Below are 21,713 nucleotides of genomic sequence, written 5' to 3'. Positions count from 1 at the left end.
TTAACAAATTACTCCTATTCTTTTGGTTTGGACACTCAGAAAAATGCTTTTAAACGATTAGAAATCGATTTTATTTCTCGGGTTAAACGCCAATTTGTTGCTTTAATTCCAAAAATATTAATATAAAAAAGTGAAATCATATATGGGAGAAAAACAACTGAAAGAGCCATTAACAAGTTTAACAAAATTACTACTGAGTGGCTGTTTCCTGAATAAAAAAATGGATGTAAAAAATTTATAAATGGATAAATAGTTAAACCTGTGTAAAAAAATACCATATTTTTTATCTCTTGAGCTCCGACTTTTTTAATTTCAGGCGCAACTCACTGTCTAAGTGTGAAAAAATACAAAAGCACACAAAAAATATAATAACAAACTGAATAAATAACCCCAAAACCTAAACCTAATTTACTTACTGAAAATTGTTTTCGATACCAAAAAAGTACAAATATTGCAAAAACTGGATGAAAAAAATGGACAGTTGATGTTGTTGCCAAAACTGACCAAGTCATATTTAAATTTCAAGCCAATACAGTTCAAAAAACAATTAAAACAATTGTTAAAATTACTGTAAAAACAAATAAAATTTGAAATTTTCGTTGAGTTGCATTAAGGACAAAAGTAAATAAGGTAATTCCGTAAATTAAGTTTGACTGGTAAGTTAAGTAAAAAAAGGCACTAAAATTTTGAAAATAATTAGTAAAACTTATAAAATAATATTTGTCAACGACAAATTCGCTACGGTTTTGAATCATTGAATACCCGATTAGCGAAATTGTAATTGAAATAATAAGTAAAGAAAAAATTAATGAAATCTTGCGTTCTTTTTTTCAATTGGAAAAATGATCAAATTTTGTTGCTAGGTAAGTATCGTTATTTTCTATCATGACTAAATAATATATAAAATTATATTATAATTACTAAAAAATAGTTAAAAGTTTTTATAATTTTTTAGCTTATTTCCAAATTATAAAATTTGTTATTGTCTAAACTATAAATGTGTAAAATATATAATTTTATTCAGTTTTTTGTAAAAGACTGACTGCTAAAACTAAAATGATACAGCCATTTTGCAAAAATGGCAAAAAAATAATTTGACTATTAACCGTTTAAAAATAAAAAAATCAATTTTTAGTATATAATATATTTAAAATTATTTTACTTAAATTCGACGGTTTATTATCATGTTTATTTTTTCGTTTTTTTTCAGTGCTATTTTCAGACGGAAAATCCAGAAACGTTCAATTTTAGCTTTGATTCTTTGAGCATTATTTTTAGCTATTATTGGTTTTGTGATGGGTTTTGTTCAAGAAAAAGTTTGATATGACGTAGTTTCAATTTTGGGACTTTTATCAATTTCAATTTCAGTTCTTGCGACAGTATTAAGACTCGGTTTATTTAGTAGTTTTTCAATTTCTTATCATAAATGGCGAATTCAATCGCAAAATAGGATGTTAGAAAAACGAGGATTTAAACCTGTTAGTCCAAAAATTGATTATAATTTTGTCAAGCAAAAACAAAAAGAGCTATCTATTCTGCCAATTTTTCTAGGATTTGTTGTTGGTTTTCTGCTTTTAATTATCACTTTACCGTTTTTAATTATTAACTCTTAAAAATTTAAGATCTTTTTTAATTATTTTTAACTAAATATTGAATAATCTTGCTTTTAACGATAAATATAATAATATTTATTTTTTTGACATTTTTTTGTTATAATTTATATATTATAAATTGATTATTAGAATCAGGATAAGGGTGGTTTAGTTATGAAATTTAAATTTTTCAAATCTTTAGCACCTTTGCTTTTAGTTAATTTTTTTGTAATTTCATGCACTAATTTTATACCTTTCCAAGATAGAAAAAATAAGGATGAAAGTGCTAAAAATCCAGTAATTACTGAAGAAAATCAACCAAAAAATCAAATTTTACCAGAACTACAAACTCCAAAAAATGATTTGGCACAAATTACTCAAAATTTGAATCCAATTGGAAATATCAAAACAATAAATGATTCAAATAATGATTCACCATTAACTCGTGAAAATAATAATCGTATCGCTGAAAATTCCACTTCTAAAAATAATCATAATTTAGCAAATTCATCAATATCAACAATTCAAAATCCGTCTTTAGATAAAAGTCAAATCGACAATTTAAATTTTTCATCATTAGAATCTTTAGTCAAATCAAATAAACCAAAACCGGAACCAAAACCAGAACCTAAAGTTGAGGTTGATCCAAAGCTTGAGCAAATACTTGAGCAAAAACCTGAGCCAAATCTCGAACAAATTCCGCTGGTAAATTCAGAAATAAGCCAAGTTGTTGAAGATTCACCTGTTGAAAAAACACCGATAATAAATGAAAAGTTAGAATTTTCAAAACTAAGCAATTATGACAACAAACCCGCCCAAAAAATCGGATTTGATGTAACTAATAAAGCTCGAGGTAATACTTATTCATACGAAGCTTTTGCCCTAAAGTCAAATGTGATAAAACAAGAAAATGATGATCATTATCTAGGCGAAAAAAATGAAAACTTGAATATTTATTGGCTTGATAAAATAAATACAGGCAGTTTTTCTAAAAACGAAGATGCAAGGAAAACTTTTTTTGGTTACTTTAATCCGCGTTTTCGAAAAAATAATTTTAAACCTGATTATTTTGGATTTAGATCAGTTGACTATTCAGATCAAAGATACAAAGATATTTTTCAGAGAAATGTAAGATTTTCAACCGGAACCGCCATATTGCTTGATTCTCATGAAGGCGAAAGTGTTTTTTTAACAAATAGGCATGTTTTATATGTTAATAAAAGACCTTTTTGAGAATTAATGGCTTATCCTTTCATGCGTTTCTATGATAATGATAATGTTAATACCGTTGATTCTTTAGCTAGTTCTGGAATGTTGAGTTTATTTTGAATAAAAACTGACTATGACAGACAAATTGAGCAATTAAAGAAAAGGAAAAATAGATTTCCAGGCAATAATTCAATCTATATCAAGTCACCTAACCGATGAGAATTAAGTCAATTTAGCACTAATTTGCACAAAAGATATTTCCGAGAAGAGAAAAATTTTAAAAATTTTGGCAAGGATATAGGGATATTTTACTTTAACCACGCTAGATTTAGAGAAGATATTAAAGGTATATTTGATTTTTACCAACAACACAAAAGATGACTTTTATCTTCCTTCCGTTATTCAAATGGTAAAACTGTTGAAGACGATATCAATAGATTTACCAAACAATTTGAAAAATTTTCTAATTTCTGAGATCATGTTCAACAGTTTCCACCGTTAAAAATTAGTGAAAAATCATGAAAAAACGGCGAAATTGACTATACAACTAAAATTGGCGGATTTTGACCTGGATCTGCATTTTCAAAAAACATGTTTAAAGGTGTTTATATTAAAAACGGCGCCCCTAGTTTTTTTGTAACAAATGGTCCTGGCGCTTCTGGTTCTGGAGTTTATAACACAAATGGCGAATTAATTTTCTTAAATCAGTTAATTACTCTCGCAAAAGATCAAAAAAAACTTTACTATGATCAAAATAATTTAACATCACATTTGACAACAGGCATTTTACTTCGAAATGATAAAATCGATTTAGTCTCAGAAATTAAAAAATTTTATTATAATAAAGAATAAAATTTTCAAAAAAATAGGAAGCTCTCATGCTTCCTATTTTTGTCTTAAAAAAAATTTTTAAACTTTTAGATTGTGATAAACATTTTGAATATCGTCATCTTCAAGAAAATTATCAATTTGATTTAGTATTTTTTCAGTACCTTCTTGATCAAGTTCGACTCAAGAATTAGGGAAATAACTAATTTCAACAGCACTAAAATTTACACTAAAATTGTTTTCAATTGCTGATTTTAAGTCCTGAATTGCCCGTGGTTCACAATATATTAAGTAACTTTCTTCATCTTCTTGAAAATCATCACCGCCATTTTCAAGAACAAACATCATAAGATCATCGCCATTTATTTGATCAGTTTTGTCAATTTCAAGATAACCTTTTTGTTCAAATAAATAAGGAATTGAATTTTGCTTTCCAATTTGTCCATTTGCACGCCGAAAAAGTGCTTGAAGTGATGAAACTGATCGATTAACATTATCAGTTAAAATTGTGACAATTAGGCTAATTCCGTTTGATAAAGTTCCAGAATAAATTATTTCTTTAAAAATTTGACCTTCACTAGTTGCGCCTTGTCCTTTGGCAATTGCTTTTTCAATGTTTGATTTTGGCATTGATTTTGCTCGCGCTTTTGAAATAATAAGTCTTAAAGACGGATTAGAATTAGGATCAGGTCCGCCTTTTGCTACTGAGACCATAATTTCTTTTGAAAATTTGTTAAAAATCTTTGCTTTTAGGGCATCTTGGGCACCTTTTCGGTGCTTTATGTTAGCTCATTTTGAATGACCAGCCATTTAAAAGTCTCCTAATTTTTTTGCAGGCCTTGGCACTGGATTACGTTTGTGGGCGCTTAAATTGTGTAATTTCTCAATTTTTTTTCTTACTTGATAACTAACTGAATTTGGATCTGTAAAAAATAAATCTAAATCTTTATAGGTAAATCCTAATTCATCTTCATCTTTTTGGTTATCTCAAAGATTTGCGCTTGGGGATTTTTCAATTATTGAATCTGGAATTCCAATTTGTTCGCTGATTTGGTAAACTTGCATTTTTGTTAAATTAACAATTGGCAATAAATCCACGCCACCATCGCCGTATTTTGTAAAATAGCCAAGATACATTTCGGAAAAATTATCAGTTCCTAGAACTAAATAGTCCAATTCTTGAGCAAAAGCATATAAACTAATCATGCGAAGGCGAGGTTGGATATTGTAATTTGCCAGTTGATTTTTAAGACTAAATAAGTCTTTTAAGTTCTGGAAAGTTGAACTTAAGTTAATTTCCTTAGTGGCAATTTCAAATTTTTTGACTAATTGGTCAATATCATTTTTATCGCTGCTCATATCACGAATAGGCATAATAAGACCTAAATGCGAATTAGGGAAAGCTTTTTTTCCTAAAAACGCAACAAGTGCAGAGTCAACACCACCAGAAATCCCAAAAATCACGCCTTTTTTATTTGCCTTTTGTACTTCTTGGCGAATTCATTCTGTAAGATAATTTATATAATTATTTATTTGTACATTATTTTTCATAATTAGAATAATTTCTTGTATAATTTTATCACAAAAATAATTTTTTAGTATAAAATTTCATATAAAATATACAATTTTTCCAGGAGGATATAAATGGCTTATCATAACGATGCCGCTCAATTATTAAAATCAACTAAATCATGAGTAGATAAATTATTAATTGTTCGTATAGTTAAATTTGCTTTAGGTACTATAGCATTTATTGTATTTATTGTCGGAATTATTGGTGCTGTGGGTCAGATTAACACCAACCCAGAAGAGAGTAGAAAAGCTATCATTACAGCACTTCTTGGAGGAACCACGATTGGAATTCTAACGAATGTTTTTTGGAGTATAATATCACTTGTTTACTTAATTTTATTAATTATTTCCCCTTTTAAATTACATGATCTACCAAGACGAATGAACCTAAAAAATGTTCACCTTGTTTCAAAGTTTCAGGGAATTTACGTACTTTCTATTCTCGCAATTTTTGTTGGTTGAATTAATATAATTTATCTTATTATGCTTAGATCATTTATTTCAAAGTCAGAAAAAGAACTTATTGAAGATTCTCTTGATTAAATTTTTATAATATACAAAACAAATTTTTTTTAAAATTAAAATAAAAAGGGTGAAATTTCACCTTTTTATTTTAATTGAATAATATTGAAAATTATTTATGTCTTATTAAATCTAAAGATTCAAGATATTTTGCTATTTCACTTTCGGTGTCACGAGTTTGACAGTTTGATGGCAAAAAATTCGCTTTAGTGAATATAAATACGCAAAAATACCCGTAAATCCGGGTTTTTTGATGCTAAAAGCTTGATTTTTATTATTTTAAATTAAGCTTTTATAAAAAAATGCTTGGTCTAAGAAAAAATTATGTTATAATTAATCTCACTTAAGAATAAATTAATAAATTTTGATGTTGAATTAAGGGGGAATTAATTATGTTTTTGCGTAAAAAATCAGAAAATGCGAATTATCCATTATATTTTTAAATATGATGGGATACCATAAATTTAACCGTTTAGAAATCTATAAATTTATGGCTTTTAATTATGGATCTTTCAAAACTTCACATATTTTTTTAGGCTCAATGCAAATAAAAACGAGTTTGCTATTTGCATTGAGTTTAAATAGTAGTTGTTTTTTTATGATTTTTGTTATTTTATCCATAAATTGATTTTTGCCATCAAACTGTGAAATTCGGGTATCTTTTAAAAAAATTCTAAATCGTTTGTCGAAAACTTAGAATTTATTGCCATTTTTTTTATTTTTTAATTTAAAAAATAAAAAAAATGGCAGAGGTGACAGGAGTCGAACCCGCAACATACGGGGTTGAAGCCCGTTGTTCTACCATTGAACTACACCTCTAAGCCAATTTAATTATACCACATTTTTAAAAAATAATATATTATTTTATTAAGTATGAATACAAAAAATATTAAAAATATGAAAATGAGAGATTTTTTAACACTTTTATGGTTTGTGGTAAAAATTTCTTTAATTTCTTTTGGCGGAGGAAATTCTTTAATGCCTATTATTTTTAGTCAGGCAGTTGTCAAAAAAGGATGAATTTCAAAAAGTGATTTTGATCAAGGTTTAATTTTGACCAATTTGCTCCCCGGACCTTCATCACTTCAAATGATGGCATTAGTTTGCATTAAAAAATTAGGCGCTTTTTGGGGCGTTATAGCAACAGTTTTGGGAATTTTCCCGCATGTTTTATTATTTTTTACTTTATTTATTTTAGTAAAAAATTTACCTTCAAGATATTTAGTCACTTTTAACCTAGCAATTTTTTCAACAATTATCGGAATTTTACTTGGATTTTGTTATATTTATTGAAAAAAAGACAAAAATTCAATGAATAAATTAGTTTATTACACCGTTTTATTATTAAGTTTTGCATATTCTTTGTTTGTTCCAAGCCCGTATAATTTAGCGATTGTCCCAATTTTAGTAATTATATTTATATATTCAGTTTTATTTTTGTTTAAAAAATGAAAGAAAAAACGTGATTTTACTAATTAGTTTAACAATTTTGGGGCTAGCAGTTATTAGTTTAATTGTCTTTGGTGGCGGGCAAGTTTTTATGCCTGTTTTTAATTGGTTTTGATTACAACTTGGAGAGTTAGGTCTTGAAATTGATCAAGAAAAAATTAATCAAATTTTCACTGTCGCAAATTCAACACCAGGTGTTTTTTCAATTAAATTGGCCGCAGTTACTGGATTTTTAATTGCAGATTTTGGAGTTTTAGGTTGATTTCTTTCATTTATTTTTTTAATGGTATTTATATTACCGGCAATTTTTTTAGTTGTAATTTGATTAAAGGCTTTAAAAAGAGTTTCGCAAAAAAATGACTCAAATTTTGCAAAAAAAGCACAAATTTTTCGACCAGCAATTATTGGAATTATTTTAGCGCTTGCTTTTCAACTTTTTATCAATTTAGTGCTTGTAAATTATGCTTTTAATTCTAATAATGGATATTTTGTCACAAAAGAAGTAAGTGATTTTATAAGTGGTTGAAGACTTTGAGTTTTTATTTTATTTGCAATTTTTTGATCTATAACAGTTTTTATTTTGTATTTGCGGAAGGTAAATGTTTTTCTGTTAATTATTATCGGAATTTCACTTTCACTTATTAGTTTACAACCTTGACTTTAGGATAGATATGTATACAAATCGTAAATTTTATAATAAAAAAGAATATTTTATTGACCATGAAAAACGGGTTTTAATTCTTGATCCTGCTTTTCATGAGAAATTACTTAACAAAAAGTTTGGTTTTAACACCGGTTTTAAAAAAATTGGTGGAACTTTAATTGGAGAAGTGCTTTCGGACTTGATAGTTTTAGTTCGCCATTTCGAGCTTTTGTCAAAATTTCAAAATTAGATATGCCAATTTTAGACACTAAATATATTGACGCCGGAGTTGCAATCGAACCTCTTGTCATTAAAGCCATTTCTGAAAAATTAGGTCTAGAAATTGAAACTTTTCCTCCCGAAAAATATAATTATGATTATTTTAGTGATGATCCAATTATTGGCGGAATTCCTGATGGTTTTATCAAAAAAACTAATATAATAATCGAAATTAAAACAACCGGCCTGAAAAATTTTGAAAGATGAGGTAAAAAAGGGGAAAATTTACCGCAAAAATACATAAAACAAGCCCAATTATATGCATTTTTAAAAAATGCTGAAAAATATGCAATTGTAGCAACATTTTTAGAAGAAGATGACTACGAAAATCCCAAAGAATTTCCTATAAAAAAAAGACATATAAAATCTTATACTTTTGATGTTAATGAATCTCAAGTTATGGATGATATAGAAAAAATTAAAAAATGGTATAATTTTTATACAAAGTTAGGTATTTCGCCAAGTTTTGACCCTATAGTTGATGCTCAAATTCTTGAGTATTTAAGTTGTGAAAATGAACAAGAGTGAAAACAACTTTGAGAAAAATGAACAAATTCAATATCTAAGCAAAATAAAAAAATATAATCATGTCGTCATATTCTAAAATTTATTTGCACAAAAATATTTTAATAGTTGTCTCAGAAATGACTGAAATTGTTAATAAAGCGGTTAATATTCACAAGTTAAGCAATATTAGTTCGCTTATTTTAGCAAGTTTTATTAATGTTTTTGGGCCACTTCCAACTTTGATTAAGGAAAAAACAACTGGATTTTCTGTTAAAATTAATTCTGAAACTGTTGAGTCATTAGTTCTTGAAACAAATAAAAAAGGCCAAATTCGTGCCAGTTTTTCAGCAAATAATTTTGAAATTCCGGCTCATGTTTTCAAAAATTACAACACAAACCTACTTGTAAGCTCATATATTGGAACTTCTGGTTTTTTAAAAATTAACCAATTTACAAAAAAAACTAATTATTCAGGTCAAGTTAAGCTTCAAAAAGGTGATTTTATCACTGATTTAGCTTATTATTTCCACCAATCTCAGCAAATTAATTCAGTAGTAAAAAATTTAATTGAACTTGATGAAAATTCAAAAATAACAAAAGCCCAATCCTTAATTATTCAGCTTTTGCCTAATCATTCCGAAGAAGAACTACAAGAGGTAGAATCCTGACTAGAAAATGAAAAAATCACGGATTTCATGAGCTTTTTTTCAAGTTTTAATCAGGTTGACTTCCAAAATTGAGATTATATTTGTAACTGTAAAAAGGCAAATTTTGAAGCAAATTTGAAACTTTTAAGTCAAGAAGATGTTGATTTTTTAATTGAAAAATATAAAAAAATTGAATTTAAATGCAATTTTTGCTCAATTAGCAAAAAATTTAATAAAAAGGACTGATTAATGGCCAATAAACCATTTAGCATTGCTACGGTTGAATCTTTAACTGGAGGCGCACTTGCTGCTGAAATTGTAAAAAAACCCGGTGCAAGTAAGTTTTTTGCCGGCGGACTTGTTTGTTATCAAAACGAAATTAAGGAAAAAATTGGTATTGACACAAAAAATGGTGTAACTAATGCCCAAACAGCCCTAAAAATGGCTAAATACGGTCTTGATTTTTTTCAAACCAAATATGCAATTGCTTTGACCGGAAATGCTGGTCCTACAGTTCAGGACGGCGAGCTCGGACAAGTATTTATTGCGATTAATGATGAAGTCTGAGAACTGAATTTTACCGGAAGTAGATCTGAAATTATACAAGCAAGTTTAGATTTTGCCATTGAAAAAATAAAAGAAATTTCAAAAAACAGCATAAAAATTTTTTAAATTTTGCAATAATAAATTATAATTTAAGTAAAAATAAAAACCTAGATAATAATAAATTATTAACCTTAGTTTTTAAATAAATAGATTTGCCTAAAAATCTAAGAGAAAAAGCTAAGTTTTTTATTATTTTTTTTAAATTTTTAAACAAATTTACATAATTTAAATTATAATTAGTTTTATTTTACTTTTATATAACAATTTAAGGATTATTATTAATGATAACACGTGAATTTTTACCTAATAGTGCCGAACTTAAAATTAAGTTAGTAGCTGATCCGCAAAAATGAGTTGAATATTACGATAAAGCTGAAAAAAGACAAGTTGCAAAAGTGTCATTACGCGGTTTTAGAAAAGGGAAAGTGCCATTAGAAAAAGCCCGCCCATATTTAAATCCACAGTCAGTTTTTGAATTAGCGCTTAGAATGTACTTACCCGAACTTGAAAAACAAGCTTTTTCTAATGTAATGGATAGTGACAATGTTATTGAATCGCCAGTCTTTAATATTGTTCAAATGGACAAAAACACCTTAGAAATCGAGTTTCTCTACCCTGTTTATCCTGAAATTAAGCTTCCTGAATATCAAAATCTTAAGACAAAATATGCTGTAAAACAAGTCACAAAAGATGATATTGAAATCCAAAAACAAAAACTTTTAGAATCAAAAGGAAAATTTGTTAATGTAAATCGTCCTGTAAAAATGGGAGATATTATTAATTTTGATTTTAAAGGCTTTATTGATGATGAACCTTTTGAAGGAGGAGAAGCACAAGACTTTGAACTTCGAATTGGTTCAAATAGCTTTATTTCCGGTTTTGAAGAACAACTAGTTGGGTTAGAAATTGAAAAAGAAGCCGATATTCATGTGGTTTTCCCAGAAGATTACCATGTTCCAGCTTATGCAAGTAAAAAGGCAAGATTTCATGTAAAAATCAACAGAATCAAAGAAAGTCAACCTGCTAAATTGACTAATGATTTTGTTGCTTCATTAAAAATTCCAAATGTTGAAACAATTAGCCAACTTGAGGTTTATCTTGAAGATCTTACAAAACGTGAAAATGTTGAAAAAGCAAGAATTGAGTTTCAAAAAAATGCACTTGTCGAAATTGTTGATCAAGTTGAAATTCCCCTTGCAACTAAATTAATTAATGCTGAAGTTAGTCGTTTAAATGAAACTTTTGAATCAACTTTAAAACAACAAGGATTTACTCTTGAGGAATATTGCCGAATTACAAAATTCACTGAGCAAGATATTCATAGCCAACTTGAGGCTGAAGCAAGAAAATTACTTAAAAATTCCTTTATTTTTGCTGAAATTGCAAAACTTGAGGGATTAGTTCCAACCCAGCAAGATTATGACGAGCAAATTGCCTTGTTGTCAAAATTCACAGGTAAATCTGTCGAAGAATTGAACGAAACAATTCCTCACAGCGAAATTCAAATTAACATAACAAACAAAAAAGTTGTTGACAAATTAATTGAATATAACAGCGAAAAAACTGAGGAAAAAACAGAAGAAAAAACTGAAGAAAAAGTTGAAGAAAAAACTGAAGAAAAAGTTGAAGAAAAAACTGAAACAACAGAGAAACAAAATGAAACTAATGAAGAAGTAAATGAAAATAAGGATGGTGAATCATAGAAAAAGACCAAAAATTAAAATTTAATTTACAAATTTATGGAGGCGTAAGTGAGTAAAATCGGAAGATTTATATCGACAGTCTTAGCTGTTATTGTTGGGAATATTCTCCTATTTGCAATAATAATTGCTACTTTATATTTTTTATTTAAAAAGCAAATTGAAAGTTTTGAAATTGATAAAATCAAGGCGTCATTTGAAGAATTTCAAAAAACTTTTTCAAAATTGGACTCAGAGCAAATTAGAAAATTTCAAGAAGGTTTTGATAAACTTGCAAATTTAGATCTAGATTCGCTTAAAACACAAATTGATGCATTAAAAGATGCGCCAGAAAAATTGCAAAAAGCGCTACAATCTGTTGAAGAACTTTCAAAAGCATTAAAAAATATACAAACTGCATAGTCTGCCGCTGCTACTGGTGCCGCTACGATTGTTTCTCAAGCAGTTATGAATCTAGGATCAACTCCAAGTTTATTTAATTTTTTAAATGCTGCTCCTTTTATTAAAATTTAATTTAAAAATTATTTATTCAATTAAATTTTAAAATCAATAAAAAACTACCAATCGGTAGTTTTTTATTGCAAGTTTTTAATAACTTTTTCTTTTCCAAGTTTGATGGCAAAAATTCACTTTTTAGTGAATATAAATATGCAAAAATACCGGCAAATCCGTGTTTTTGATCCTAAAATCTTAATTCTTATTATTTTCCCGAGTTTCCCAGTTTTAAGGCAAAAATTCACTTTTTAGTGAATATAAATATGAAAAAACACCCGTAAATCAGTGTTTTTTGAACGTAAAACCTTAATTTATATTAATGTCATTTAATTGCATTTTAAGTAATTTTATGGTATAATTATAAATTATGAAAAAACAAAATAAAGATGGTTTTATTGAAGTAAACAAATTGTTTGGCAAAAAACCTAAATATTTTAAGGAAATTTCAAACATGAAATTTGAAACAAGTTATTTGGAAACAATCAATATTTTGATATCTTAATAAATTACTAATAAAATTGTAATTAACTTTTACCAAAAAACTTAAAAAATTGCCTAAAACCGGATGCTTTTTTGAAATTACCTTATCAAACTGGGAAACTCAGGATTCTTATTATTTTAAAATCAAACTTTGTAAAAAAAAAAAAATGTTTGGTCTAAAAAAAATTTCTGTTATAATAACTCTCACTAAGAATAATTAATAAATTTGGATATTGAATTAAGGGGGAATCAATTATGTTTTTGTCATAAAAAAATCAGAAAATGCGAATTATCCATTATATTTTTAAATATGATGGAATACCTTAAATTTAACCGTTTAGAAATCTATAAATTTAGGGCTTTTAATTATTTTTTTTCAGTTCTTTCAAAACTTCATATATTTTTTTAGGCTCAGTGTAAGTAAAAACGAGTTTTCTTTTTGCATTGAGTTTAAATAGTAGTTGTTTTTTATGATTTTTGTCAGTGTTTTGAACTAAAAAAGTAGTTTAAAAATTTCATAATTTTGCTTTTTTAAGGTAAAATTTCATCTTTTTTAGTTTGTTTTATTTGATTAGTAGGTAGGTTTTTCCTTCGTGAGTGTTAGATTAAAGTCAAAAAAAAGTCAACACCTTAGTGTTAACTTTTTTTGTCCTGGTTTATTGAGGATGCTTTTTATTTAAACTAATATAAATATTAATTTTTAGTTTCATTAAGATCAAAGTATCTATCAATAAATAATTTATTAACTAATTCAGATTTGTCTTCGTTTTCGATTGATTCAAAAACTGCAGCTGATTTAAGAAGAACCGCCCCACTAGTTCCAGACAATCCTGCTTCTGTTGCTAATTTACCTAAAATATAATATTTAATATCTGAAAATTTTAATGAAGAATCAAGATTTACAGTTTTTTTCACACTAAAAACAGGTTTATATGGATCGCTAGCTATTGATGAATAAAGAGTTAATTCCATTATTTTTTTGTCTTTTTCATCTGCGTCTAATAGTCGAAAGACAACAAGTGAAGTCGCTAATTTGTTGTCAAGGAAATCGGAAACACCAGGAGTAAATGTATTTTTAGATTCACTAACTTTATCAACAATATTTCTAGTGCCGAAGCGGTTGCGTTCTTGTCTTTCAGTTACAGTATCAACTAACGCTGTATGGTGATCGATTTTTTGCACATGATTAGGTTGTGTTGCAGTTTCATCACCTATTTGTGCTTCTAAATTATTAATTTTGTCTTTGTCATATTCGTAGCGTCTAATTTTGATTCCAAAGTCAATTTTTTGGTTATCACCGTAAGAATAAGGTGAACCAGATTTATCTTCTTTTCAACCTTGAACTAAATAAAAAGGTGCTTGACTAGTTGAAAAGTTTTGGGCAGACTTAAATGCGAGAACAAATGTAGGGTTTTTAATATCATCTTTTTTTGAAGAAAAATCGAGTTTAAGACCGTCATGAGAAAGGAAAATACCGCCTTGAGACAAGTCTAAATAAGGTTTTAATTTTGACCTACGACCACTTGGAACAGGATTTTTTTGATCATCATAGTCTTTAAATTCAAGTTTTTGAGAATCAATTGACTTAATTGAGCTAATTGGAATTTGATTTTCGTTTGGATTTGAGGTTTGATCTGTTGGGTTAGCGGTGGATCCGCTGTTTTCTGTAATTAATGACTCAGCATCAAGAAAGAAATGTAATTTAGTTTCTTCTTGTAAAAATTCAAAAGGTTTATTATTTTTTAATACATCGGCAATTGGAATTTTTATTTCTTTTAATTTATCATCTCCAAGCCAAATACTAATAGAAAGAGCAAATTTTTCATTTTCAAATCCTGTATCAAGAATTATAGAGCTTGAATCTGGTAAATTAGATGCAAGTAGATTGTCAAAAAGTTCAGAAAGTAATTTTCCAGGACTTTGATTTGGTGCTGGATCTGCCTGTTTTTGCTCAGTTTTCTCTTCTTTTTTCTCTTCTTCTTCGAAAGGAGTTGTAGTTGCTAAAGAAGATACATTAATTTTAGCTGGTGTTGGGTTAGTTTGTGATTTTGTCTGAGCAATAAAATCAAGAAGTTCAGAAAGTTGTTTAGTTTCTTCTTTAATCTTTGAAAGTTCGATTTTTTTATTTCTAATATGCTCAATTGTTTGGTCAATTGTTTTTGCAAAAACTGTTATTTTTTGGTCATCTTTAACCTTAAACTCTAAATTTTCAATTTTTAGACTACTTGATCCATCTGGATTTGTTTTTGTAATATTATCAAGCGCATTTTGGAAATAAGCCCCATAAACTTTATCACTAATATTATAATTAAAATTGAAACTATACTCTAATTCATTATTAGAATTAAAATTTAGACCACCAGGGAAAGCCTCGTTTGATATAAAATTTCCATTAAGAGTTAATCTAAGCGGAATTGCTTGTTTTTTAATTGGATCTTCTTGGTCTTCTTTAGAAAGTTCAATTTTCACTGGTTGAATTTTAAATTCAGAAATTTGGAAATTATGTAAAATTTCTGAAAAAGATTTTTTTAATTTTTCTTCACGAGTTTCAACTTTTGGAACTTCTGGTTTTGGAGTTTCTTCGGTTTTAGATTCTTGATTTTCTTCTGTTGAATCTTGGTCTGTTGATTCTGTAGGTTGAGTTTCTGCTGTTGAATTTTCAGAATCATTAGAAGTTTCACTGTCACTTTCAGATAATGAATCTTCTTGTTGTTGAGGGGTTTTTGGCCTGTCAGTTAAAGTTGAAACACTTACGGTTTGAGGTTGTGCTGGGGATGCAGCATCAGAATTTAAACTTTCAACATCAGGAGTCGAACTTTCAGGAACAGCTTGACTTGGAGATTCAGGTTTTTTAAATCAAAAATCAAGACTAGATGGTTGGTTGTCTTTGAAAATTGATTGATTTTTTACAGAATCAGGCAAAGGTTTTGAGATTAAATCTAGTGGAGTTAAATTTGATGAAGCTAAAAATTTAGCAATTTCATCGTTAAAAGTGTAGTTATCTTTGAAAATTTGTGCAAATTTAGAAGCATAACTTTCGTTAATAGTTGATAAATTTTTAAATTCCAAAGCAATTTTAGATTTCTTTTTAGAATATTTTTCAACTAAGGAAAGATCTAAATTTGCTTGACCGGTTGCATCATCCACTTTTGAAAAAAATAGTTTACTATCTTTTAAATTAGGCTCTAAATCAAAAGCTAAAGGCAAAATCAAGTCATTTGTTTGCTTATTAAAAAAGGAAATACTCCCAAATTCAGCAATAGTTTTTAATAATGCTTGTTTGTCAGAGTTTGATTTTTTGTTTTGAATAAATTTAGAATTGAACAAAATTGCAATTTCGCTTGCAGTTTTATCTTTGATTAATTCATCATTAACGAGTTCAAGAACAACATTTACATTATCAGGATCAATTTCGGAATTTTTAACATGAGAGCTAAATTTTAGGTCAAATTTAACATTATAATTAATATTTTGCGCTGGATTTTGGACATTAATTGCTAAATTTGATAGCGTATTATTTTCAATTTTTAAATCTTTTTTGTCTTTTGGAGCAAGTAATTTAAAATTAAATCCAGTAAATTTATCTTCCAAAGGCTTAAAATCAACTAGCGAATTTAGATCAAAATTATAAGTTTTGTCATAAAATAAGTCAACTGCGTTTTTGGCTGTTAAAGTATCAGCGAATTGGGCTTTTAAATTTAGTTGACTAACAGATTGTAAAATTTCTTGTTGATTTTGACTGTTTTGAGCAAAAGATTTTGCTTCTGATTTTTGATCAGAATATTTTGAAAGTTGTTCAGATTGATTTCTGTAATAGGCGCTTTTTCCAATTGGAACGGCAATTCCAATACTAATAACCGCACTTAGAAAAACAACCGAAGATGCAATAAGTAAATTTTTTCGTTTAATAATTTTCATAATAAACCTTCCATTTTAAGAATAATTTTATGAATTTAGCAATGATTTATCAGTTTTATATACAAAAAATTTCAATTTCTTAGTTGAAAATTCATTCGGGTTTTTCTTGTTATAAACATAAAAATGAAGAACTTTAATTGTATCTATACCTGGATAATTTTCATAAATACCTGCAAGTTCACCGGTAGAATTCGGGGTTTGTGCCGCTTGGGTTGCTACTGGTTCTGTTGGCATTACTTCAACCGGTTTTTTAACAGCATCTTTCTTAACTGCCAAACCTAATTCTGGATAGTGCAAACTAAAATAAGAATACATCGGGAATTTTTTAATTACTTCTGTGATATCAACATAATCTTCTTTATCACCAACAAGACGATTTATATTTGTCCAAAGATCATTAAAATCATTATTATCTAAATAAGTTGGAAGAGTTGCACTAGGGAAATTATCAACCAAATTATTTAGTTTCTCAACGCTATCAGCAATAATTATTCCGTCTTTGTCAGTTGAAATTGTAATTTCTTTTGGCTGTGTTTTAAAAATTACTGAAAGAATTTTTCCATTTTGATCAACTGGGCCAACTTCATATCAATATTTAAGATTTACTTTTGATTCTTGCTGAACTTCTTTTACAGGTTGAGGCACAGAACCCTCATCATCAAATTGAGTTGTTGCTGCTTTTGGGTGAACAATTTCAAAATTTATTTTATAGTCAAAATTACTTCCTAAAGATTCAGATAAAAGTCCGGTTTTGTTAGAATAAATATTTTGGTAAAAAGCGACAATAAAATCTGTTAGTGTTTTAATTGGTGAGCGGTATTGATCGCCAAGAGTTGGGTCAATTTCTTGAATTTTACTTGATTCAGATCTTATTTGGTCAACATAATAATCAACGCCGATAGTATTTTGTTCATTTTGAACCATTAAATCAATAATATTTTTAAGTCTTGGGTGAAGATAAAAACTATAAGGCATGCGACCTTTTTCAGCTCAGTAATTATTATTGATTGAAAATAGTCAAATATATTTTTGTATTTTTCGTAAGTTAATATATTAATTTCAGACACATTCAAAAAAGGTGTGTCAAAATGAAACAATACAAATTCACAATTCAAGACAAATTTAAATACATCAAAATTGCCGAATCTAAAGGCTTAAAAAATGCAATTTTGGCTTTTGCAGAAGAATTTAGAGAAATTTACAAAAACAAATCTAAAAGTAAAAAAGCGGATAAAGAATGAATGTTGCATATATACGCTAATAATTTGATAAGAAATTGGCAAAAAAAGTTTTATAATAATGATATGAAAAGTTTAATTAGTACTCGTGGAAAAATCAAATCTCCACGCAAACCAAAGAAGAAATATACAATTAACGACCTTTCTGAAAATGATCGTGAAGTTTATCAAGAAATAATTGAAACTGTTCTTAGAAAATACGGGGTTGACCCCGGGATTATTCTTGAGGAGCTCAAAAAACGAAAACAAGAACAAGAAAAAGATAAAAACAAAATCGAAAATTCCACTAGAATTTGTAGCGTTTTTAAGGTTAATCGCACTTCTATTTATGAGAAAATTAGGGTGAAAAAACCACCAAAGAAAATGATTTATGATGAAGACTTACTTCAGTGAATTCGCGAAAATTTTATTTTAAATCGAAAGGTAAAAGGCCGAGACATCCTATATAATATTTACATAAATCAGGGAAATTATGTAAGCACGTACGTGTTTCAAAAACACTACGAATTTTTAGGATTAAAATCACTAGCTTATAAAAAGCAAGGAAAACCAGCACCAAAAGAGAAAAAGTTTACGCGAATTTGGACTGAAGATCATATCAAAGGTGAATTTAGCTCAGAAAATTTTGGTGAAAAATGGTTTGCTGATATTAAATTTATCAAAATTAACAACGAATGATTTTATCTACACTCAATTATTGAAACAAAATCCAATTACTTGCTCAATTTTTCAATTTCTAAAACAAGATTTTCAGAAGAAACTATAAACTTAGTAAAACAAACAATCAAAAAGTACAATATTAAACCAAAATTTTTCCATTCAGATCATGGCGTGGAATATGCGAACTACAAATTTGCTAATTTTTTAAAGCAAAATGGTATCCAACAATCAATGTCGCCAAAAGGTAATGCACTTGCAAACCGTCCTATTGAATATTTTTATGCGGTTTTTCAACGAGAATTGCTTAATATTGAGGGCGAAAATTTTGAAAATGTGGCTATTGCTTATCAAAAAATAAGTGAATTTATTGATTGGTATAACAATGAAAGGCCTCAAAGTTGCTTATCATATAAAACTCCAAGTTATTATATGAGGTAAATTATTTGTCCAAATTTTTAAAATGAACATGCTAGAAAAAATTAACAAAAGCGGTGTAATCAAAATCATAGGTAAAAAACTAATTGTCTGAGATTTTTCTACTTATTTATAGGCAAAACATTTTTTTTTTTTTTTGCAAAAGGTTAATTTTAAAATAATAAAATCCCCTTTGGTTGAAACTCAAAGGGGAAATTAATTTGTTTAATTAAAATTTAGTTATTTTCTTGGTTTGTGAATATTAAATTCTTTGAAGATTTCACCAAAAGCATTATTGGTAAGGCCACGGGCATTTGCATTTTTTAAGTCTAGTTGATCAGTTGTAATGTTTTTAAAATAACGATCATCGATAATATATTCAGTATCAATAATTGGTAATCATTTTAATTTTTGATCTTCTTGTTTGAATATTCCTACAAATCTAACGTTTGATATAAAGAAATGCTCAGGAATAACTGTCTGGAATTGAACTGCTCCATTATCTTTAAAATCAGGATTATTTGAACTATTAGTTGCTCGAGTTGCTTTTAGCATTGCAATTTGACCACTATCGTTTTGGAAAACAAAACGTCAGTCATCAGTATCTTTAACAGTTGAATAATCTTGGGTTGGAACTGGAATATTTGTTGTTAGTGTAAATGTACGAGTATCACGATCAAATAATGTTTTTCTTACCCGAAGGCCAAATCCGCCATCTTGAACTTGAGTTCAACCAAGTGGATTTTGAAGAACTTCATCTTTTGCCTTTTTATTTTCAGTTGTTTTAATAAATGGAGTTTCTGAATTTCGGAAATTAGGCCATCAATTAACTAAATTTGGAGCAATCATTTTTTCGTTTTTTTCCAATTCGTCAGGATTAACAAATAATAAATCAGTTAAATTAGCACTAATAATATTTGATTGCTGTTGAATTAATTCTTTTGGATACCAAAAGTTCAAATAAGCAGTTCCTCAATCAACAGCATTAGCCCCTACTTTTTCTTTAACAGTTTTTGTGTATTTGTCTTGAATTTCTTCAGGTTTTTTATCTGGATCATTAAATAAATTGTTAACAAAATCGCTTGCGCTATAATAAGTAACTTTTGTTGGCTGATTTAAAATAATATTTAAATAATCATTAGTAAGTCTGAAGTTTTCACCTGGGCTAACGAATTGATTTGGGTGGACATTTGTCCATCCTTTTCTGACTTTATCTTCTTTTGTTTTATTTAGTTGGTATGAATATAAATCAAGGTTGGTGGTTGGGGTTTTGCCTTCTTCTTCTTTATATAATCTTTGGTTTAAGTAACCCGAAGGATCAAAGACTTTGAGAGATAGGGCAGAAAGATTTTCAGCAGGGTCGATTGTGAGTAACTGGTAAAGGGGATCGTTGTTATTTTGGAGGGTACCATGTCAATTTCGATTTATTAGTATAGGGTTGACGTTTGTGTTACCATTAGGTTTTGTTTTATTTAGTAGAGCTTTATTTGGTACTCAACTAGCAAGTTTATCAAACAGATCTTGTCAGTATTTGTCGTTCTCTTTGAGGAACACTGAGAACTTAGCAGGTTTTTTTATTGTGCTTCAAGGAACACCAACTGCACCTTGTAAAATTAATTTAGGTTTAATTTTTACAATGTTAGATATTGGTTGCTGGTTAGTCTCAGGTTGAGATTTTTCTTCCTCTGTAGAAGAATCCGACGCTTTTGCTATTTCAATGGGGGCATTAATTAAACGTTTTATGTCACTACTTTCAAGACTAAATGATAACTTTGTTGGTGATTCTACCTTTAGATCACTTATTTTAAAGTCCACAACACTTTGGTTGAGTAATGGGTTCAATGTTAGTTGAACTAATTGGTGCTGAGGATTTGGGATTTGAACAGGTGAAGAAGTAATTAAGCTTGGATTTTCAACTTTAATCATAGATGCTTCTCTAGTAGCTTTTTGGGCCGCTCTCTTCTTCTTATTTATTTCAGCACTATTACCCTTTTTCTTAGTCGGATTAGCTGCTTGGAAGTATGTATACTCTTCGGCACGAAGACCTGCCAACCCCGTATTCTTCAACTCAGGCGCTATCACCGGCTGCAGTGGACTCAAAGCCAGTTCAGCTGGATGAATACTCACCGGCACTGAAGATAGCCACTGACTTGTTGGCTTACCAGTTGGGTCAGTCTGTATTGGATTTTTAAATTCCAGTGTAATTGTTGTTGAATTAGCCAAAGGCTGGTCAGGACTGTATTGTTTAGCCCAGCTAGTATTTGATACCTCCGGAGTCTTTGCTAGTTCAGGAATGTTGTCTTGTTGTTTGTGGACTACTAGAGTTAGACTCTTATCTGATTTTACCCGGGTAGTTGTATTTCCGTCAGTAACATTTTTTACTAACGAAAGACTAACGCTGTAGACTTCCGGTGAGACTTGCTTTACTGATTCAATTTCAAAACTAATGTTTGGATCAAGTTTATTAAAATAATCGCTAAATTGTTGACCCAAAAGAATTTCCAATTTTTGTTTTAGTGTTTGTAAGTCTTCATTTGAACTCTCAGATGTTGAATCTGAGCCTTGACTAGTCTGAGGGCCGTCTTGGAAAGGAGTGGCAAAATAAGGTAAATTAGTAGAAAAAATTATGTTATAATAGAGTAACTAAGAATGAATTAATAAATTTGATATTGAATTAAGGGGGACTTATTATGTTTTTTGCCTAAAAAATCAGTTAGTGCGATTTTTCCATTATGTTTTTAAATATATTAGAATGCATTAAAATTAACCTTTGCAAAAAAAAAAAAAATGCTTGGTCTAAAAAAAATTTCTGTTATAATAGAGTCACTAAGAATGAATTAAGAAATTTTGATATTGAATTAAGGAGGAATTGGTTATGTTTTTGTCATAAAAAAATTAGACAGTGCGAATTATCCATTATATTTTTAAATATGATGGAATGCCTTAAATTTGCC

Annotated in this window: 17 protein-coding genes, 1 tRNA gene and 1 pseudogene; 12 read left to right on the top strand and 7 right to left on the bottom strand. The window is 28.4% G+C overall.

Features of this window, described 5'->3' with window-relative positions:
• Positions 1 to 14: 14 nt before the first annotated feature.
• Positions 15 to 887, bottom strand: a complete 873-nt coding sequence (locus V3249_RS01895) for an MAGa3780 family membrane protein (protein ID WP_197724059.1) — start codon at positions 885 to 887, stop codon at positions 15 to 17.
• Between the two features lie 366 nt (positions 888 to 1,253).
• Here V3249_RS01895 and V3249_RS01890 point away from each other — a divergent pair, with 366 nt between their 5' ends.
• Positions 1,254 to 1,613: a DUF3899 domain-containing protein gene (locus V3249_RS01890; protein ID WP_337902646.1), complete on the top strand. Its 360-nt coding sequence runs from the start codon at positions 1,254 to 1,256 to the stop codon at positions 1,611 to 1,613.
• Between the two features lie 153 nt (positions 1,614 to 1,766).
• Positions 1,767 to 3,653: an Mhp366/Mhp367 family surface (lipo)protein gene (locus V3249_RS01885; protein ID WP_341517642.1), complete on the top strand. Its 1,887-nt coding sequence runs from the start codon at positions 1,767 to 1,769 to the stop codon at positions 3,651 to 3,653.
• 57 nt (positions 3,654 to 3,710) lie between these two features.
• Here the strand turns inward: V3249_RS01885 and V3249_RS01880 are convergent, their stop codons facing one another.
• Together V3249_RS01880 and nadE are read right to left on the bottom strand one after the other, a co-directional pair.
• Positions 3,711 to 4,439 carry a YebC/PmpR family DNA-binding transcriptional regulator gene (locus V3249_RS01880; protein WP_337896675.1) on the bottom strand — a complete coding sequence of 243 codons (729 nt, stop codon included), beginning with the start codon at positions 4,437 to 4,439 and terminating at the stop codon, positions 3,711 to 3,713.
• Positions 4,440 to 5,180 carry an NAD(+) synthase gene (nadE, locus tag V3249_RS01875; protein WP_337896676.1) on the bottom strand — a complete coding sequence of 247 codons (741 nt, stop codon included), beginning with the start codon at positions 5,178 to 5,180 and terminating at the stop codon, positions 4,440 to 4,442. It lies immediately after the preceding gene.
• 93 nt (positions 5,181 to 5,273) lie between these two features.
• Here nadE and V3249_RS01870 point away from each other — a divergent pair, with 93 nt between their 5' ends.
• Positions 5,274 to 5,744 carry a hypothetical protein gene (locus V3249_RS01870; protein WP_337896677.1) on the top strand — a complete coding sequence of 157 codons (471 nt, stop codon included), beginning with the start codon at positions 5,274 to 5,276 and terminating at the stop codon, positions 5,742 to 5,744.
• A 723-nt stretch (positions 5,745 to 6,467) separates the two neighbouring features.
• Here the strand turns inward: V3249_RS01870 and V3249_RS01865 are convergent.
• Positions 6,468 to 6,542 (bottom strand) — tRNA-Trp (locus V3249_RS01865).
• Between the two features lie 54 nt (positions 6,543 to 6,596).
• Here V3249_RS01865 and V3249_RS01860 point away from each other — a divergent pair.
• From V3249_RS01860 to V3249_RS01825, 8 genes and pseudogenes are all read left to right on the top strand, one after another.
• Positions 6,597 to 7,202 carry a chromate transporter gene (locus V3249_RS01860; protein ID WP_196243075.1) on the top strand — a complete coding sequence of 202 codons (606 nt, stop codon included), beginning with the start codon at positions 6,597 to 6,599 and terminating at the stop codon, positions 7,200 to 7,202.
• Between the two features lie 10 nt (positions 7,203 to 7,212).
• A complete protein-coding gene (locus V3249_RS01855; RefSeq protein WP_341517601.1) occupies positions 7,213 to 7,836 on the top strand; it encodes a chromate transporter in 624 nt (207 codons plus the stop codon).
• Between the two features lie 7 nt (positions 7,837 to 7,843).
• Positions 7,844 to 8,679 (top strand): annotated as a pseudogene (locus V3249_RS01850) (MAGa7180 family putative nuclease).
• 2 nt (positions 8,680 to 8,681) lie between these two features.
• Positions 8,682 to 9,920 carry an Hsp33 family molecular chaperone HslO gene (locus V3249_RS01845; RefSeq protein ID WP_337897449.1) on the top strand — a complete coding sequence of 413 codons (1,239 nt, stop codon included), beginning with the start codon at positions 8,682 to 8,684 and terminating at the stop codon, positions 9,918 to 9,920.
• Positions 9,921 to 10,135: 215 nt separating this feature from the next.
• Complete coding sequence (gene tig, locus V3249_RS01840; RefSeq protein WP_341517602.1) at positions 10,136 to 11,557, top strand: trigger factor; 1,422 nt, start codon at positions 10,136 to 10,138, stop codon at positions 11,555 to 11,557.
• A gap of 48 nt (positions 11,558 to 11,605) precedes the next feature.
• Positions 11,606 to 11,956, top strand: a complete 351-nt coding sequence (locus V3249_RS01835; RefSeq protein WP_341517641.1) for a hypothetical protein — start codon at positions 11,606 to 11,608, stop codon at positions 11,954 to 11,956.
• A gap of 213 nt (positions 11,957 to 12,169) precedes the next feature.
• The gene (locus V3249_RS01830; protein WP_341517640.1) at positions 12,170 to 12,301 is read left to right on the top strand and encodes a hypothetical protein; all 132 of its coding nucleotides are present in this window, start codon (positions 12,170 to 12,172) and stop codon (positions 12,299 to 12,301) included.
• A 115-nt stretch (positions 12,302 to 12,416) separates the two neighbouring features.
• The gene (locus V3249_RS01825; protein WP_286673274.1) at positions 12,417 to 12,551 is read left to right on the top strand and encodes a hypothetical protein; all 135 of its coding nucleotides are present in this window, start codon (positions 12,417 to 12,419) and stop codon (positions 12,549 to 12,551) included.
• 671 nt (positions 12,552 to 13,222) lie between these two features.
• On the opposite strand, the gene V3249_RS01820 is transcribed toward V3249_RS01825, so the two are convergent.
• Together V3249_RS01820 and V3249_RS01815 are read right to left on the bottom strand one after the other, a co-directional pair.
• On the bottom strand, positions 13,223 to 16,447 hold the full coding sequence (locus tag V3249_RS01820) for a P110/LppT family adhesin N-terminal domain (RefSeq protein ID WP_341517639.1): 3,225 nt from the start codon (positions 16,445 to 16,447) through the stop codon (positions 13,223 to 13,225).
• 27 nt (positions 16,448 to 16,474) lie between these two features.
• Positions 16,475 to 17,422 carry a hypothetical protein gene (locus V3249_RS01815; RefSeq protein WP_341517638.1) on the bottom strand — a complete coding sequence of 316 codons (948 nt, stop codon included), beginning with the start codon at positions 17,420 to 17,422 and terminating at the stop codon, positions 16,475 to 16,477.
• A gap of 113 nt (positions 17,423 to 17,535) precedes the next feature.
• Here V3249_RS01815 and V3249_RS01810 point away from each other — a divergent pair, with 113 nt between their 5' ends.
• Positions 17,536 to 18,783 carry an IS3 family transposase gene (locus V3249_RS01810; RefSeq protein WP_341517586.1) on the top strand — a complete coding sequence of 416 codons (1,248 nt, stop codon included), beginning with the start codon at positions 17,536 to 17,538 and terminating at the stop codon, positions 18,781 to 18,783.
• A 216-nt stretch (positions 18,784 to 18,999) separates the two neighbouring features.
• Here the strand turns inward: V3249_RS01810 and V3249_RS01805 are convergent, their stop codons facing one another.
• Positions 19,000 to 21,264: a hypothetical protein gene (locus V3249_RS01805; protein WP_341517637.1), complete on the bottom strand. Its 2,265-nt coding sequence runs from the start codon at positions 21,262 to 21,264 to the stop codon at positions 19,000 to 19,002.
• Between the last annotated feature and the right edge of the window lie 449 nt (positions 21,265 to 21,713).

The organism is Mesomycoplasma ovipneumoniae (assembly GCF_038095995.1).
Classification (GTDB): Bacteria; Bacillota_I; Bacilli_A; order Mycoplasmatales; family Metamycoplasmataceae; genus Mesomycoplasma; species Mesomycoplasma ovipneumoniae_F.
This window is presented reverse-complemented; position numbering and strand designations above follow the sequence as displayed.